We start from the raw sequence: 18,777 nt of genomic DNA, 5'->3' as shown, positions 1-18,777 counted from the left end.
TTATTTTTTAAAAACTAAAAAAACGCATGTAAGGGGCAATTAATTTATATCCTTAAAAGGATATAAAAATGATAAAATTAATACTATGAAAAAAGCACAAAGTAAAATTCATAAAATTTCATTATTTGAATCAACAGAAATGAAAATAGCTAAAAGAAATCTTTATAAAATTAACAAATATGAACCAGAAGTTGTTAAATTAAGCGATGACCAGCTTAGACATAAAACTTTCGAATTTAGAGAAAGATTAAAAAAAGGTGAAACACTAGAAGATATTAGAGTTGAAGTTTTTGCTGTATCCAGAGAAGCTACTAAAAGAGTTTTAGGAAAGCGTCCATATGATGTGCAGATGTTAGGTGGACTACTTTTAGATTTAGGAAGTGTTGCAGAAATGAAAACAGGGGAAGGTAAAACAATTACAAGTATTGCTCCTGTTTATCTTAACGCTCTTGAAGGTAAAGGTGCTATTGTTTCTACTGTTAATGAATATCTTAGTGAGCGGGATGCTAATGAGATGGGTCAAGTATTTAATTTTTTAGGTTTAACCGTTGGATTAAATAAAGCGCAAATGCCTACAGATCAAAAAAGACAAGCTTATGCGGCTGATATTACTTATAGCGTTCACGCTGAAATGGGATTTGACTATTTACGTGATAATATGGTTGATAATTTTAGAGAAAAAGTTCAAAGAGGATTGAATTTCTGTTTAATTGATGAGGTTGACTCTATTTTAATTGATGAAGCTAAAACACCTTTGATTATTAGTGGTGGTGAAAGCGAATCGACAGAACTTTATTATGCTGCAGATCAATTTGTTAGAACTTTAAATGATGATGATTTTGTAATTGATGACGAATCTAAAGCTATAAGTTTAACTCATTCAGGGATTGAAAAAGCCAATCGTTTTTACAGTATTAATAATCTTTATGATATTGACAATAGTGAAATTGTACATCGTATAAGTAATGCTTTAAGAGCCCACAAAGTCATGAAAAATAATGTCGAATATATTGTTAGGGACGGAAAAATAGAGTTAGTCGATGCTTTTACAGGTAGAATAATGGATGGAAGAAGTTATTCTGAAGGACTTCAACAAGCTCTACAAGCTAAAGAAATGGTTGAAATAGAACCTGAAACTAAAACATTAGCTACCATTACTTATCAAAACTTTTTCAGGATGTTTAATAAACTTTGTGGTATGACAGGTACTGGTAAAACAGAAGAGCAAGAATTTATTGATATTTACAATATGCGTGTTAATGTTGTTCCTACTAACTTACCTATTGCTAGAGTTGACGAACAAGATTCAATTTACGCAACAGCTAGCGCTAAATGAAAAGCCGTTGTTAAGAAAATCGAAGAATTATATGCAAAAAAACAACCTGTTTTGGTTGGGACTGCACAAATTGAAGATAGTGAAATAGTTCATGAATTGTTACTTCAAAAAGGCATACCACACAAGGTTTTAAATGCTAAGCAAAACGCAGCTGAGGCTGAAATTATTGCTGAAGCTGGAAAAATTGGATCTGTAACAATCGCCACAAACATGGCGGGTAGAGGAACAGATATTAAACTTTCAAAAGAAGCCTTAGCTTTAGGTGGTTTATACGTTTTAGGAACAGATAAGGCCGAATCTAGAAGAATTGATAACCAACTTAAGGGTCGTAGTGGTCGTCAGGGTGATGTTGGAACAAGTAAATTTTTTATTAGTTTAGAAGATCAACTGATGAAACGTTTTAGTAGTTATGAGGCTTACCAAGAATCATACGCTGATAGTAAAGACGAAGAAATAACCAGAAAAGATTTATTATTCGCGTTCAAACATTCACAAAAGAAAATAGAGGGATTTAACTATGATTCACGTAAAAGTGTGTTAAATTACGATGATGTTATCAGACAACAAAGAGATTTGATTTATTCGCAAAGAGATTTAATTTTATTAACACCTGATACAGATTATATTGTTGAGAGAATGATTCAATCAGCAGTAAAAAATATAGCTTTAAGTCCTAATTATAAAATGAGCAATGGTAATTATGATTATGAAGGTTTATATAACTTTTTACAGACTAACATTAACGGCGTAATAGAATTTGATTTTAATTTAGAAGAAATGAAAAAAATTCATGAAGCCGAATTAATTGTATATGTTGCAGAAAAAGCTAAAGAAGCCTTTGGTATTTGAAAAAACAATGCTGTTGCTAGTTATGATTTAGAAATGGTTAATTCAAACTTAAGAAGAATTATTTTAAAAATTTTAGACAGTAAATGACAAAGTCACATCAATACAATGGATAAATTAAGAAGTAATATTAATTTAGTACAATACGCACAAAAAAATCCATATCAAATTTATACTGAAGAAGGTACATTAAAATTTGATAATATGATTGAAGATATTGCTTATGAAGTGATGATTTATACCTTTAAAGATCAATTAGGTAGAAAAAGTTTAATCACAAAAGAACTTAAAAATGATCCATTGTTCCAACAAATTGAAGAAACTTATATATACCAATATAATTTAAGTCAAAATCAAAACGAAGAAGAGTTAATTAAGCTTTATCATAATATCAAAACACGTTTAGAAGAGTTGAATAATACAGCAAAAACACTTGAGAATTCAGAAGAGACAATAACAACTGCAGAAGGCAATGAATAATGCAAAAACACCCAAAAATAAAAGAGATTTTATATGATTTTGAATATATAAAAAAGCACACTATTAAATGTGCCGATTATATTAATAATGAATTTAAAAATTCTAAAGATTTAATTATTGTCGCTTTATTAAAAGGTAGTGTTCCTTTTTTAGCTGAACTTATTAAACATGTTAGCGTCGATCATAAAATTGATTTTATGATCGCAAGCAGCTATAGTGGAAGTCACGCTTCTAGCGGAAATGTTAAAATCATTATGGATTTGGCTTTTGAAATAGAAAATAAAGATGTTGTCATAGTTGAAGATATTATTGATAGTGGTATAACACTTGATAAAATCAAAAAAATACTTTTAAGCAGAAACCCTAAAAAATTAAAAATAGTAACACTAATGGATAAACCACACAATCGTAAAGCAGATATTAAGGCTGATTGTTACGGTTTTGAAGTGGCTGATGAGTTTTTGGTAGGTTTTGGGCTGGATTATAAGGAAGAATTAAGAAACCTTCCTTATATTGGTATTTTTGACGAAAAATATTTATAAAAGAGACTTGTTACAAGTCTCTTTTATATTGATTTTTGAATATATTAATTGTCTTTAGTTAAATTAATCATATCAATTAATAACTGGTTGTTTGCTTCTTTATTTTTGCTTATAAAATCATTGCTTCAGTTAAAGTAATAGTTACTATAAACTTTATTATTTTGCGAGTTAGCTGTGTATGACACCTCGATATAATAAATTCCTGGTTTATATTTAGAATCATTAACATCAATTTCAATTTTGCTATTTGCAGCAGAAGAAGTTATTGTTTTTAGAATTTGTTTTTGTTTTGTTTTATAGTCAATAAAGATTAAGTTAGCGCTATAGCTGTATAAATTGGGGTTACTTATAGATGCGTTAATATTTTGTACTTCTTCATTTGTTTGAAGTTTTTGTTGTGTTGCTGAATAATTAGAAATTTGTAATGATTTATTGTAAAGTGTAGATACATTTAAATAATTTTCTTTTTCAGAAATTTCAATTTTTACAGGCGTGCTAGTGTAATTTATTGAATCGTTGTAATTTAAATGGTATGAAATTTGAACTTTATAATAACCATTGCCTTTGAAATTAAGTAAACTAAGTTTTAATTGTTCTTTTTGAAGATTTTCAGAAACAACTTGATAATCATTATTATCCCTACTAAATAAAATAGTGTAACGTAAATTGTCATTAACATTTCAAGCATCTTGAATATTTAATGACCCACCAAAACCATCGAATTTATATCCGTATGTGTCAAAATAACTTTTTGTTAGTTCAACATTAGAAGGTAAGTGACTTAAAGGATATATTTTTAAATTACTTGTGTAAATTTGTTTAATTAGAGCTTGATATTCACTATTAATAGAATCATATATTTGTTTTAATTGCGATTCGTCTGTAGTTGTTTTTGATTGGTTAAGTTTGTTATCTAAAAAGCTTAAAAATTCTTGTTTTTTAGTTAGTGTAATTTCACCTGTGTTGTTTCCAATAAGATAAGAACCTACTAAAGCATTATATTTATAAGTTAGTCTTTCGATATCATTTTGATTTATTGGATTATTTTCGTAGATGAATTTGTAAATATCTTCAGGTAATTTAACCTCAAGCTCTTTAGTAAAGTTTAATTCGTAAAATAGTGATCCATTTTTTATAAAGTAATTAGTTAATTGATTTGAAGATAAGTCACTTTGAGTTTGTGGTTTTAGTGTTTTATATTCTTTGGTTCTCATATTTAAAAATACAAAAGTAACTTGACCACTTCTATCTAACGAACTAAAAATAAATGTTTCTTGATAACTAGCTAACATTGGTCTTTTTAGAATTGGATTAGTTATTCCTCATAAAAGAGACTGATCTTTAATATAATCAGATAAATCAACTAAATCATTTTGTTGTAGATGTAATCCTTTTCTGTAAAAATCTCTAGCCACTAAATGATATTTATTATTTCTGGCGTTTCTTGTATTTTTATACATTAGTGAATATCATTTACCATTGTAATATTCAGCTCTACTTCTAGTTTCATTGTTTTGTGTAAAAAGATATGAATATATTGCATATTCGTCAAAATTAATTTTGGTTGATTCTCCTAAATGAATATCATTTTGACTAAAAAATTGTTCATAAGGTAATTCTCAAAATAAACCTGAGTGAAATTGTATAGTTTCAGCGTGTCCTAAAGGTGTTTTAGCATCTTTACCTAAAGGCATTAAAAATTCTTTAAAATTAGTTTCTTTTGAATATCAAGTTGCTCGATCATTTATTTGTGTTTTGGTTCCGGCCACATCACCTCAAGTAGCATCTGAGACATATCATTTTGGTGTATTTTGATCTGGCAAGGTTAATTTTAAATAAACCACTTGGTGTAAATCATCGTTTGAATCTTTTCCAGTTGTATTAGTTATTGCTTCAATACCCACTAAATTTAATAAATAAGCATATGAAGTTGCATAAACAGCACAAACTGTTCTTTGGGCTTCAATATCATTTTCTCATGATGATGTTAATCTGGCTATATCGTATTTGAAATATTCAACAACAAATGACCAAAGAGCAAATGCTTTTTCATATTGAGTCATACCAGGTTTAATTTTAGTCAAAGCTAAATTAACGAAGTTATCAAATGAATCTTTGTGTTGCGATTGTTGATATCACTTAGTTGAATATCTAGGAGCTGTAATTTGTACAACAGTGTTATGATCACCGTTTTTACCTTGAATAAAGGCTATTGCGCCACTTGAAAGAGAAAAATAAGGGTATTTTTTTCATTCTTTGATCATTCATTTAGCATAAGCGTTAGCAACTAATGATGAAGGTAAATTTCTATCACCAAAAGTATAATTTTCAGATATACGATTAGCTACTATATAAGTGAACATATCTTCTATATCTTGCTCTTTTAATAATTCGGTTTTTTTGCGAACTAACGGAGCTGTTCCATAATTAAAATTACTTTGAGAATACTGTTGATCTGCACTTATTTCTTGATTATATGGATTTGAAATAATGTCGCCATTTATAGCTAAAATTTGAGCAAGAGTAGAATTGTCTTCACTTAAAATTTCTTGCTGTGAATCCTTTTCGTTATTAAGTTGACTTTGTTGTTGGGTTTCAATATTTTCAACAACTACATGGTTATTCATTTGATTTTGATCTTGATGTGATGAATAAATTTGATTTTCTTGATTTTGTGAAATATTTTCGTTTTCAGTTGTTCGGGGTGATTGTGACTCTTTTGTTTGTGTCTCAGTATCAAGATCCACTTTTTCTTCAGACTCTTGCGGTTGTTCTAAAACAACTTCATCTTGCGGCTGTATTTGTTTTTGTGGAAGTTCAGGTGTTTGTTCTTCTTTTTGAGTTGATGGTTGTTCTGATAAAGTGTGATCTGATTCAGTTTCAGTTGTTTGATTAGAAGTTATTACAGAATCTGAAGCGTTTTGTTTATCATTATCATCACTTTCTTGATTATTGTGTTTTAATTCTTCGCTTTTATTATCATTTATATTTATTTGATCGTTTTTTTGATCTTCTGACGAAGTATCTTCTTGTTGTGAATGTTGCGATTCTTCATCCTTATTTTCTTTGTTAATAATAGTTTGGGAATCTTGATTTAAAATCACTTCTTTTTCTTCGTTTAGATGAGTTTGATCATTTTTATTGTCATCTTCGTCATTTTCTTGTGATTCAGGTTCTTCTTTTAAAGTGTTCTCTTCATTGCTTTGTTCATTTTTTGCGGTTGATTGATTTTTATCCTCCGCGTCATTATCTTTTTCTTCTTCTTTTGAAGCGTCAGTTTTAATAACTTCTTCTTCTATACTTTCGTTTATGTTGTTGTTTTCTTCATCTTGTTTACTATTAATTTGATTAACTTCAGAATTATCTTTATCTTCTGACGTTTTTTTTGTTTGTTCAACTGTATTAACAGGTTCATTAAGATCAGAATTTTTTGAATTTTGAGACTCATCAACTATTGTGTGATCGTTTAAATCTTGTTTAGTATTATCTTCAGAAGCGTTATCATAATTTTGTGTTTGTTGTTGATTAGAATTATTTTCTTTGTATTCCTCTTGAATATCTTCATCTTTTTGAGTTGGTTGTATAACTTCGTTTTCAATTTTTTGAGTTTCTGTTTCTTGAGATTCCTCAAAGATTTGAGGCTCGCTTTGAGGTTGGTTTAATTCTTGAGGTTGATCATTTTCATGATTAATGTCGTTTTCTTGATCTTTTTGTTGATTAAGAAGTTCAGAAACTAATTCCTCTTTTTCTTCGATGGATGGATCGTTTGTTTGTGGGCTTTTATTTGATTCAGATTCTTGAGATTCGTTAAAATTATTGTTATTGCTGCTTTGATCTTTTTCTTGATCTTCTGAAAAAACATTTTGGTTTAATTCGTCTTTTTTACTTTCATTTAATTCATTTTCTTTAGTTGTTTCTTCTGGGATTGGCTTTTGTGTTGGGAGCTCTTGTGAATTGGTGATATCATTATCTTCTTTAACTTGTTTAGAAGAATTATTGTTAATTTCTGAATCACTATTTTTTACATCTTGTGCTTCTGATTCATCTTTAGTAGCTGTTTTAGTGCTTTCATCAGAAGAAGTGCTCAAATCTTCATTGACGGTATTTTCTGCATCTTTTTTATCTTCGTTTTGCATTTGGTTGTTTTCAACTTTAGAGGCATTAGTTTCTAAAGAGTTATTGTTATTTTTGGTATTTTCTTCAATAACTGCAATTGATTGATGGTTTTTATTTTTATTTATATTGCTTGTATCATCTTTTTGTGTTGTTAGGTTGCTACAGCTAGTTAAAAAAGCTAACGGCACTAAAGCTGAGCTTGAGCTTAAAGTTAATAATAATTTAAATTTTGCTTTGTTTTTATTCATAATTGCCCCTTTTATACATAATGTATAAAAATTATACATTTTTGTATTTTTTGCATTTGCTAATAAACAAATATGGAAAATATATACCATATTAGAGTATTTGTGAAAATTCCATATTATTAAAATATCTAAAAAAACAGTTTAATAGCCAAAAACAAAATAAAAATGACCTTTTTGGTCATTTTTTAATGTTTAGTTAAATTATTTATTTTTGTTAAAAAATTCATCTAAACGAGATTGTTTTCTAGCACCTTTGTTTGCGTGGAAAACACCTTTTTGTACAGCTTTTGCAATTGTTGAGTGAGCGAATTTTACTTTTTCAGCAGCTTTTTCGTCTTTAGCAACAATAGCTTCACGAGCAGCTCTAATAGCTTTTCTTACACGTGATTTTCAAGCGTTGTTTTTAACACGAGCTTGTTCCATTTTAGCTATACTTTTAATTTTAGATTTTATATTTGCCATATAAACCTCCCTTAATCTTTAATTGAAATTCAATTAAATGAAAAATCATTTGTATTATAGCAAAATAAAAAATATAAGAACCAATATTTTTGTATTAATTAGATATTAATTTTCTTTGGTTTTTATATTGAAATTTTGTTATAACTTATACGATTACATAAGTAAAATTATTATGTGAAAACATAACCAATAAAACGCCGCAAAAATAACATTAACCAATTTTGTTATTTATTTTAAAGTGTTAAAATAATTTAACAATTAATAATTTCATTTTTAATAAAAAAATTTATTAATTTGTTAAGAGGTAAAGATATGAAAAATTTGAGCAAAAAAAGTATTTTAATTCTAAGTTCTTCAATTGTTTTAGCTAGTGCAGCTACAACAACAACTGCTGCAATTTTATTAAACAATCAAAATAAACAAATAAAATCACAGTTACAAAAAAATAATACTGAATCTGAAGAAATTAAAAATTTAATTACTCAAACATCACAACACAATAGTGTTTTAAATGAGCAAATAAATAATTTAAAAAACGATTTATCTAACTTAAATCAAGATGCAGATGCAAAAAATAATCAATTGGCAGATGTTAAAAATGAAATTATCAACATCATTAATGCTACTAAAGAATTAGAAGAAAAAATTAATCAAGATAATAAAAGTATTGATGATTTAATAAACCAAAGTAAAAATCAAGATAGTTTAAATAATAATTATGAAAATCAAATTGAAAATTTCAATTCATCTATTAATTCAATTAACAATGATATTCGAGATTTAAAAAATAAAATTATTGAGGTGAATTTAAATGTTCAAAACCTTATTAAAGAAAGTTCTAATTTAACCAATTTTGATTCTTGAAAAGAAGGTGCAGAGTATGTTGTTTCTCAATTAAAGAAATATTTATTAGAAAAAAATAAATATTTAATTTTTCTAAAACATAAATATGTAACTTTAATTAATCAACTAGAAGAAATTAAACAAAACCCAGTTGATGATACTCAAAACACAAAACCAAACCAAAACGTTGTAGAGCAAAACGATAATACAACTAGTGAAACTCAAGAAAATGTAGATCAAGACCAACAAACTACAGACCCAAGTAATAACGCACAAGAAAATCAAAATTCTAATCAAGACTCAAACGAACAAAATAATACTAATACTTCACAAACTACGGATCCAAATCAAGGTCAATCAACAAACGAATCTAATTCATCAGTTAACACTAACACACAAGAAAATCAAGAGACTAACGCTACTGACGAGCCCACAGAAGAGACACAACAAGATGTTAATTCTAATCATGAAACAGCAACAGATGAAGAGTTAATTGTTGACGAAACACCAAGTGCGCAAGGCGGTTTAGTTATAGATGAGGCCCCAGAATTTGAAAGAGTTGCAAAACCAGACCCTATTGAAATACTAAGAAATGATACATTATCTAAAATCGATCAGTTCCAACAAAAAATCGAAAGATTCAAAGGTTTTATTGACCAAAAATACGGTCAATTTGGTTTTAATGCTTACATGTTAGCGCCTGTTTTATACGGTATTGAAGATAGGATATCAGAAATTAAAAAGAGATTTGAAGACGCTACTTCAGAACAGTTGCAAAACACAAAATATATTGAGCAAAATTTACAAGAATTAAATGACCAAATGTCAGGTCTTGATTCTAACCCCGAATTTATTCAATTTAATAATGTAGAAAATAATCCTAACTTATATAATGATGAAAAAGCAAAATCTCAGTCATTTGTTGATGAGATAATCGCCAAAAAATCACAAGTTTTAAATTCAGCTTATGATAATCAATTGAATTCAATTATTAATTATATAAATAGTAAAATCCGTGAAGCTGATGATATGGTAGCGAAATCAAACTCTACTGTTGCAGCTTATTCATTCTTAAAAGCAATGAATAGTCCTTCTGGTTTTGTGAATTCAGAATATAACAAAGCTATTAAAATAATTAACGATCTTATTGCAAAACAAAATGAACAAGAAGCCGAAAGACAAAGAGCTAAGGAAGAATTGGAAAGAATTCCAAATGCTAATGGATTTACTCAAAGTGAAGCTAACTTGCAAAGAGATATGGAAATTTTAAATACAATTCCTAAATTATTTAAACCAACTGACCATGGAGATTATTACAAAGACGCTGACGCATATTATCCAGACTTAACCAAAAATACTGAATTACAGGCTGTTTTACAAAAATACTATAATTTAGTTGATAATGATATTTTCCAAGGTTATGGAGAGTACGCTTCTAAAACTCCTGGTAGAGTTACAATAGATCCTGCTGACATTCCTGCCCTTAAACCGTTAATTGATTTCAACGATAAATATACTAAATATCAATTAGAAAAATATAACTTAATAAGACGTAAATTTTCATTAAATCAACTTAATGATTTAACAACAGTTTTAAGTGATGAAGACAAAGCTAAATTGATTTTACAAGCTATGTACGGGTATGTAAGAGGAATTTACATTTTAACTCAAAAACCTATACATAATGGTAAAAAACTTTCTACAGGACATAGTTTTAACGAACAAACTAAAGAAGTTACAAGTGCTCACAAATTAAGTTACGGAGAAAACTACTACGCAAGTTATAACAATAACCTCTTATATGTTAAAAATCCAGATACATTAAATGCTGATTTTGTTTCTACAGTATTCTTTAAGGCTATAGTCGGAGAAAGAAGCGCCTACGAAAAAGACTTTAGAGATGGGGAATTAGGAAATGGAGAAGAGTGAGGACACTTACTTAATACCGTTTACCATAATATCACAGACTTTTATGGTGTTGTTTTAGCATTTAGAGACAAAGAATATGAAAATAAATTCTATACCGATGAAGGTTACAAAGGTTACCGTTTAAGTGTAACTGATATGACTTTCAAAAAATCTAGATAAAAAATGAGATTAAAATTAACACTTTTGCGAGTGTTAATTTTAATTTTTGACGCTTATTCTTTAGTTAAAAGCAATAAAAGTGAGGCTCAAAAACAAATAAAGTAAAATTATTTTTTATTTCAAAAAAGTTAAAAAAATTTAAAGTTTTTATTTATAAGTCTGTTTTATAGGCGTTTAATTTTGTTTGACATCAATAAAGAAAATAAAAAAATATTATAAAATTTAAGTACTCTTAATAAATAAATTTATTAAGAAAATAGGGGTGTTAATGAAAAAAAGAATCAAAAAGTTTTTTCCTTTAATAATTTTTAGTCCTGTTGTTGGTTTATCTCTTGTAAGTGCTATATCAGCAAACACTAATTTACCAACTCAGAATGTTAATGTAAATGACTTAAATGACGCTACAAGCGATCGTTGAGATACTAAGTTAAATATGAATGATTGACTAAAATATGTAGACGATCGTAAAAAATTATCTGAACTAACACTTCCAGGAACCCACGATTCTGGAATGTTTGCTGTTGGTTTTTGACAAAAAATCACTGAAGCTTGAAGTAAAACACAAAGCAAAAATTGAGACAATCAACTAAAACAAGGAATCAGATTTTTTGATATAAGAATCAATCACGAGTTGTTTATCAATCACGGTGGTATTTGACCTGGAACTAAAGATACACTTAAAACATATTTAGAAAAAATGGTGCAATTTTTAGACAAATACCCATCTGAATTTATTATTTTTAGATTCAAAGATGAAAATTCAGATGTTCACAATTCTGGTACAGCCGAAAAATGAAAAAAATTAATTGAAGATACTTTTAAAGATCCTAATATTAACAGACGTTTATATAAAAACACAAGTGGTCGGGATGTAGTAAACCCTACACTTGCACAGCTAAGAGGTAAAATTTTTGTTTTAAACCACATGCACCATAAAGTATACACAAGTGCAGAGTTTGGCGGAAAATGAAGAAGTAGTTTAGTGACTTACCAAGATTTTTATAATCAAGGTAGCGAGAAAAAAATTAACTATATTCGTCAATATGTTAAAGAATACGACGAAAGAATTAGAAAAAATCAAGACTTAATTGGTTTTAATTTCGTCAGTGTTGCAGATGGAAGAGTATATCAAAGTGCAAAACATGTAAATTGAAATACACTTAAGTGATTGAACGAAAATCCTCAATATAAACGTTATGGAACTTTAGTAATGGACTATCCAGGTGATGCTTTGGTTTTAAATATTATTAAAAATAACTATTATGTTACTGATGAAGAAATTAATCGTGGCTTTTTAGGTAACTTAGTTAAAAATATTTCTATTGACAATATAGTCGATCAAACCAGTCAAATTAATTTAAAAAACGGAAATTATGATGGTTTTAAAGTTGATGTTTATTCTAGAGGTGTTTTTATTGAGAGTGTTGATGTTAAAGATTCCAAAGTCACCCTTAAAAATTATAAATTCCCTTACGATAGCGATATTAAATTAGTATTTTATAAATTAACACCTAAAAATATATATTGAGATAGTCGTAGATACAATGAAATAACCATTAACACAAAAGTTGTGGCCGATCAAGAGTGAATTAGCAATTTAGAACAATTTAAACAAGAATTACTTGATTATAAAAATCAAAATTTAGATGGGCAAAATTTTAGTGAGTCATTTATTAGTGCTTTTGATAGTTTTTATCAAAAAAGTTTTATTGAAACAATTGAGAGTTTATTAACAACAAAAATTAAATTACCTTTAAATGTTGATTTATTTAATAAAATAAAACAATATTTTGATCAATTTAAAATTCTTTGAAACACTTACGTGGAAACCAAAAATAATTGAAAAAAATATATTGGAACTTATTTAAATAATAATCTTTTTGAAGAACAATTTTTGGCTATAAACACAAATGTAGAACAATCATTAGATAGCTTTTTAGATTTAGATAAATTTGACTATGATCTTTTAAACCAAAATTTAACAAACATAAACCAAACTATAAACAACAAAAAAGAAATTATTAGCTTTTATGAATCTTTACAAAAATTAGTTCAAAATTATATTTATAAACTCGATCAAGTATGAGTGTTAAAAAAATACACAAATTCCTACAACATTCACAAAAACGCTTTAGATAATCTAACTAATAAAAATCAGCAAATTTTTAAGGATGTATTAAACGCAGTTGATCTTTCTGTTGTAAAAGTAGCAAAAAAACAAGAGTTAATTAATAACAACTCCCAAGCGCAAATTTTATTAAATAAAGCTCAAAACTTAAATAATCAAATCAATCAACTTTTTAATGACTCAAGCGCTTTAACACTTTTGCAAAAAACTTATTTTGATCCAAAAGTTGAAGATATTTTATCAAAGCTTTTAACTGAAAAATACATAGAATTAGCTACAGAAGTAAATTCTTTAAATGATAATACTCAGAAAATGAGACAGCAAATAAGCGAATACCCAGCTTTAGAGAAACAAATTTTTGCTAATGTTAATTCAACTGAAATCAATGAGTATAAACAAATAAATAATAAATATCAAGAATATTTTAATTCCACACCAAATACTCAAGATTCACAGTATTTCAATCAATTTAATAATATTAAAAAAGATTATGAAAAAATGATTGAATTACTTAGAAAAATACAAAAAGATAATCAGGAAATTACTGACTTAAAAGAGAAAGTTATTAGAGAAATTAAAGCGATGGATAATTTAGCTCAATATTCAATTAATAACTACGTTTCTTTAGTACAAAATTCATTCACAAAACAAAGAATTAACGATTTAAAAACACAAGCTAATAACGATAACAAAACAACTTTAGTATCATTATTAGATTCGCTTAGTTATTTAAATTCAAAAAGAAAAGATGCATTTGTAAAAATGCTTAAACACTCTAACACTAAACAAGAATTTGATAATCTTATTAATCAAGCAAATAACATTAACAAAATTTTATCTGATACAAAAAATTACATCCACGCTAACACAAACATTCAAACAACACAAAATTATTATGATGCTGATTTGAATATTAAGGTGGAATACGAATCTTTGCTACTTGAAAATTCTCAAAATTTAGATTCAGAATTACTTGATTCAAAAGAACTAACAAAAGATTTTGAGAATTTAAAATTATATTCAAGTAAATTAAACGGAAAACAAAAATTAGATTCTGCTTTATTAGTATTTAATGAGAAATTTAACGCTGATAAAATATTATTAAGCGAAAGTAACATTGAAGAAGTTAAAAAACAAATCTCTTTAGCTGTTGATTTGAGTGCTTTAGAAGCATTAAGTAACTCTTTTGATAATTATGTTGAAAATGTTAAAAAAATAAATGAAAAATTAGAACAATCACACTTAAATACAGCTCAAAAAGAAAATATTAAACAAAATTATTTAGTGTCAATGGACACTTCTAAAATTGATGATGCACTAATTTTAATCAACAATTTAAATCAAGCTATTATAAGTTTAGATTATTTAAAAGAACAAGCTTCTAACATTGACAAAGATTATATTTCGCAATATTATCAAGAAATTATTCAAACTCAAGATTCTAATCTTGATTTGGAGCAAATAAGCGAACAAACACAAAAATTAAATGAGTTACTAGATCGTTACGCTGTTGAGTTAAAAGAATTAAACGACTATAAACAAACTAAAAAAGAAGAAGTTAGCGCCTTAGAGATGCTTAATTCTAATGAGAAGTCAAACATTTATAAAAAAATTGATAAATGTAAAGATAAAGATGAAGTAGATCAACAAGCATTAACAGCTACAGAACTTAATGAAGATATAAAAACACTAAAAGAAGAAGTACAAATATTAAACCAAACTAAAGACACTGTTAATTATCTTGATTCTGATTCAAAAATTATTAATGATTTCGATGCTAAAGTTGAGGAGATGCATTCATATTTAAACAATGATTCGCAAATTAGAGACAGAACGTTAATATTAGAATATAAAAATTCCCAATCTGCCTTGCAATCAATGTTAAACGGAGATAATAAGCGCGAACAAATTATCGATGAAATTAACAGAGTCTTACAAGAAAATAATGTTTTAAACCAAAAACAAAAAGAAATTTTTATCACTAGACATTCATTGGATAATATTTCAAGATTAAAGCAGGCTCAAGATCTTTATAACAATTTAAATCAAACAATTAAAAAGATTGAAAATATTCAAATAAAAATAAATCAAAAAGAAGCGCAACTAGAGATTAAAGGTGAATGAAATCACTCTTTAGATGATTTGCTTGATTTAGAAGATTTAAATAAACTAGAACAACAAATTGATCAATATCATGAACCTGTAGAGATTGAAACTAAACCGCAAGAACCGCAAGTAAACGAGCAAAATACTCAAAAACCTGAAGAAGACAACAATCATGATTTTGAAGAAAATTCTCCTTTAGATATAGATAATAATTCTGATCATTCAATTACAACACAAGAAGAATCTAAAGAAGAAAAACCTCAAAACAACACACACGAAGAAACTACAGAAACCACTCAAGATAACGAATCAGAGCAAAATCAAAGCACAAACGTAAATTCAACCGCCGAAACCCAAGAAACACAGCAACCGCAAAATAATGATCAAAGCGCTCAGATTAGTGAAACTACAGAAGAAATGGCGCAAGAAACTACAGAAGAAAAACAGGATTTACCTCAAGAACCCCAACAAGAAACTCCTATAGTAAAAGATGAGCAAAATCAAGACGAAACTCCAGACCAAGAAGTAACTAACCAAACAACAGAACCCCAACAACCAAATGATTCACAGCAACAAGACTCTTCTAATGCTCAAAATCAAGAAAATAATACTCAAGATAATCAAGAAAACACAGTTATCTTAAACCAAGAAGATTTACCAACAATCAACGCAGACAAACCTAAAAAACTTAATAAAACGAATATTATAATCATCTCTGTTGCTACATTTTTTGTTACTTCTTCAGTTGCTCTTGGCTTAATTTTCAAAAAGAGTATTTTAGCGTTTTTTGCTAAAATATTTAAGTAAACTTAAGTATTAAACAAATATCTAAACTAGGATTAAAATCCTAGTTTTATAATTTTTATATGGAGGCATTATGCAAAAAGTTATTATTAATAGCGTCGACAATTATCCTTTAGATTTAAATCTATACTTAATAGATCAACCTAAAGCCTTTATCCAAATTATTCATGGAATGGAAGAACATCAACAAAGGTATCAACACCTAGCTAAAGCATTAAACGAAAGCGGTTTTAGTGTTGTTACTTCAAACATGCGTGGCCATGGGCAAAACGCACAAAAACTGGGTTATTTTGCTGATAAAAATGGTCATTGATTACTTTTACAAGATTATAAAATCATAACCAAATACATTCAAGAAACTTTTAATGTTGATAAGGTAATAATTTTTGGCCATTCTATGGGTTCAATAATTTTAAGAAACTTATTAGTCGATAATTCTCATAATTACTCAAAAGTTATTTTATGTGGATACCCCAGTTATTCAAAATTAACCAAGCTTGGATTATTGATCACCAAAACGCTTCAAAAACTATTAGGCCCAAAACATCACTCTAAGTTTGTTAACAAACTAACTATTGAAGCGTTTAACGCAAAAATAAAAAATCCTAAAACTAAACTAGATTGACTTTCAGTCAGTGAAAAAAACATTCAAGAGTATATAAAAGATCCGCTTTGTGGTTTCGGTTTTAGCGTAAGCGCTTTTAAAGATTTGATGACTTTATCATTGACATTAAATCAACCATATAAATACAAAAATATAAACGATATACCAATTTTAATGATCAGAGGTGAAGAAGATCCCTCTACTGGCTTTGCAAAGGGCGCAAAACATTCGCTAAATCACTTAAAAAAATGTGGCTTTAGCGAGATTAAACAAATAACATACCCTAATGCACGTCACGAAATTTTAAATGAAGATATCAAAGACACAGTCATATTAGATATAATTGAATTTGCTAACGAATAATAAAAACCCACACTTAAATAGTGTGGGTTTTATCATTTAATAACTTTGGGAATAAATTACAATAGCTGGGATTTATTGTAATTGCAATTATTTTTTGTTTGCCATATCTAATTTTAAAGCAGCACTTCTTGCGGCTTCTCAAAGAATTTCATTGTATGTTGGGTGTGGGTGAATTGTGTGAGCTAATTCATGCACAGTAACTTCTTGCTCCATTGCTAAACCAATTTCAGCAATATAGTCTGTAGCATTAGCACCAACAATACTTGCACCTAAAATTTCACCAAATTCTTTATCAACAACTAATTTAACGAATCCTTCTGTGTGTGTAGTTGCAATTGCTTTTCCTAAGTAGCTAAATAAGTATTTACTTGAAAATACATCTTTACCTTGTGCTTTAGCCTCAGCTTCTGTTAAACCGATAAAAGCAATTTCTGGAGATGTATAAATACATCCTGGAACACCTTTAGGGTGGTATTTATTTTTGTTTTGGTTTCCTAAAATATCATTAACAGCTACCATAGCATGTGCATAAGCTACGTGTGCTAACATATTTTGTCCAGTAACATCACCAATAGCATAAACGTTTCTTACGTTTGTTCTTTGGTGTTCATCAACTTTAACACCAACTCTAGGTTCGACTTTAACACCTACTTCTTCAAGTCCTTCAACGTTTGCTGCTCTACCTGTAGCTGTAAGTACTAATTCAACTTTAAGAGATTCTTCTTTTCCATCAACAGTGTAGAATAAAGTATCTTTTTCAAATTTTGATGTTTGAGCATTATAAACGAATTTAACACCCATTTTTTCTAGCGCTTTAGCAGCTTCTTTTGAAACTTCAGCGTCAGCCATAGGTAAAATTCTTTCTGTGTTTTGGAATACAGTAACTTGTGTTCCACTTAAAGCAAACACTTGAGCAAATTCTACTCCAATAACTCCACCACCGATAATAGCTAATGATTTTGGTAAGTGATCTTTGTAGTTGATTGCCTCACGACTTGTTACGATTTTACCACTTTCATATCCTTCTTTAAATCCAGGAATCATGTCAAGTTTTTTAGGTCTTGAACCAGTAGCAATAATCATGTTTTTAGCTCTATAAACCTTACCTTCAACTTCTATTTCTCTAGCACCAACAAATTTAGCTTCAGCTTCTAAAATATCACATTTACTTGATTTCATTAACATTTTAACGCTAGAAGCAACTTGATTTACAACGCCTTCTTTACGTGTGTGCATGTTTTTTCAAGTTTTTAAATTGTCTAATTTTAATTTATCGAAGTTTCCAACAAGTCCATATGTTTCCATATGTTTCATTTCATGGATCATTTCTGTTGATTTTAATAAAGCTTTAGTTGGGATACATCCTGTATTTAAACAAACTCCCCCTCAAGCTCATTTTTCAACTATTAATGTTTTTAATCCAGATTTTCCAGCTTCTTCAGCTGCTAAATATCCACCAGGACCACTACCTACAACAATAACATCATATTCTTTTTCAATAGCTCCTGTGTATACTTTACCTTCTTCAAATTGTTGTTCAGAAACTTTTTCTTCTTTTGCTTGTGGAGTGCTTGTAGAATTTGAAACACTTGGAGCTACAGCACCTAAACTAGAAAAATCAATTAAATCATTATTAACTGTAACTTCTCCAACAACACTAGCTGCTTCTTCTTTTTGAACTGGAGCTGGTGCGTTATTGTGAACTTTACCATCATCAATTACAAAAATATCTTGACCTACGTGAATAACATCACCTGTAGCCATCATAATTTTTTTAATCACTCCAGTAACAGGACTAGGAATATCTGAAG

8 protein-coding genes are annotated in these 18,777 nt (G+C 28.2%); 5 read left to right on the top strand and 3 right to left on the bottom strand.

What is annotated here, in order from left to right:
* The first annotated feature begins 85 nt into the window (after positions 1 to 85).
* Positions 86 to 2,662: a preprotein translocase subunit SecA gene (gene secA / locus V2E24_RS03470; RefSeq protein ID WP_330501034.1), complete on the top strand. Its 2,577-nt coding sequence runs from the start codon at positions 86 to 88 to the stop codon at positions 2,660 to 2,662.
* Positions 2,662 to 3,204: a hypoxanthine phosphoribosyltransferase gene (gene hpt / locus V2E24_RS03465; protein WP_330501033.1), complete on the top strand. Its 543-nt coding sequence runs from the start codon at positions 2,662 to 2,664 to the stop codon at positions 3,202 to 3,204. The genes secA and hpt overlap by 1 nt, the downstream gene beginning before the upstream one ends.
* 44 nt (positions 3,205 to 3,248) lie before the next feature.
* Here the strand turns inward: hpt and V2E24_RS03460 are convergent, their stop codons facing one another.
* Both V2E24_RS03460 and rpsT read right to left on the bottom strand, forming a co-directional pair.
* Positions 3,249 to 7,568 (bottom strand): hypothetical protein, encoded by a 4,320-nt coding sequence (locus V2E24_RS03460; protein ID WP_330501032.1) that lies wholly within the window; start codon positions 7,566 to 7,568, stop codon positions 3,249 to 3,251.
* Between the two features lie 201 nt (positions 7,569 to 7,769).
* Positions 7,770 to 8,030: a 30S ribosomal protein S20 gene (gene rpsT / locus V2E24_RS03455; protein WP_330501031.1), complete on the bottom strand. Its 261-nt coding sequence runs from the start codon at positions 8,028 to 8,030 to the stop codon at positions 7,770 to 7,772.
* Between the two features lie 312 nt (positions 8,031 to 8,342).
* Between rpsT and V2E24_RS03450 the strand changes: the two genes are divergently transcribed.
* The 3 genes from V2E24_RS03450 to V2E24_RS03440 all read left to right on the top strand — a co-directional run bounded on the left by V2E24_RS03450 (position 8,343) and on the right by V2E24_RS03440 (position 16,966).
* On the top strand, positions 8,343 to 10,961 hold the full coding sequence (locus tag V2E24_RS03450; protein WP_330501030.1) for a hypothetical protein: 2,619 nt from the start codon (positions 8,343 to 8,345) through the stop codon (positions 10,959 to 10,961).
* A gap of 268 nt (positions 10,962 to 11,229) precedes the next feature.
* Positions 11,230 to 16,002: a hypothetical protein gene (locus V2E24_RS03445; RefSeq protein ID WP_330501029.1), complete on the top strand. Its 4,773-nt coding sequence runs from the start codon at positions 11,230 to 11,232 to the stop codon at positions 16,000 to 16,002.
* Positions 16,003 to 16,072: 70 nt separating this feature from the next.
* A complete protein-coding gene (locus V2E24_RS03440; RefSeq protein ID WP_330501028.1) occupies positions 16,073 to 16,966 on the top strand; it encodes an alpha/beta fold hydrolase in 894 nt (297 codons plus the stop codon).
* Positions 16,967 to 17,053: 87 nt separating this feature from the next.
* Here the strand turns inward: V2E24_RS03440 and lpdA are convergent.
* Positions 17,054 to 18,777, bottom strand: a 1,724-nt coding sequence (lpdA, locus tag V2E24_RS03435; protein ID WP_330501027.1) for a dihydrolipoyl dehydrogenase, incomplete at its 5' end; no start/stop codon positions are given.

It is taken from the genome of Mycoplasmopsis ciconiae (assembly GCF_036350065.1).
Taxonomy (GTDB): Bacteria; Bacillota_I; Bacilli_A; order Mycoplasmatales; family Metamycoplasmataceae; genus Mycoplasmopsis; species Mycoplasmopsis ciconiae.
This window is presented reverse-complemented; position numbering and strand designations above follow the sequence as displayed.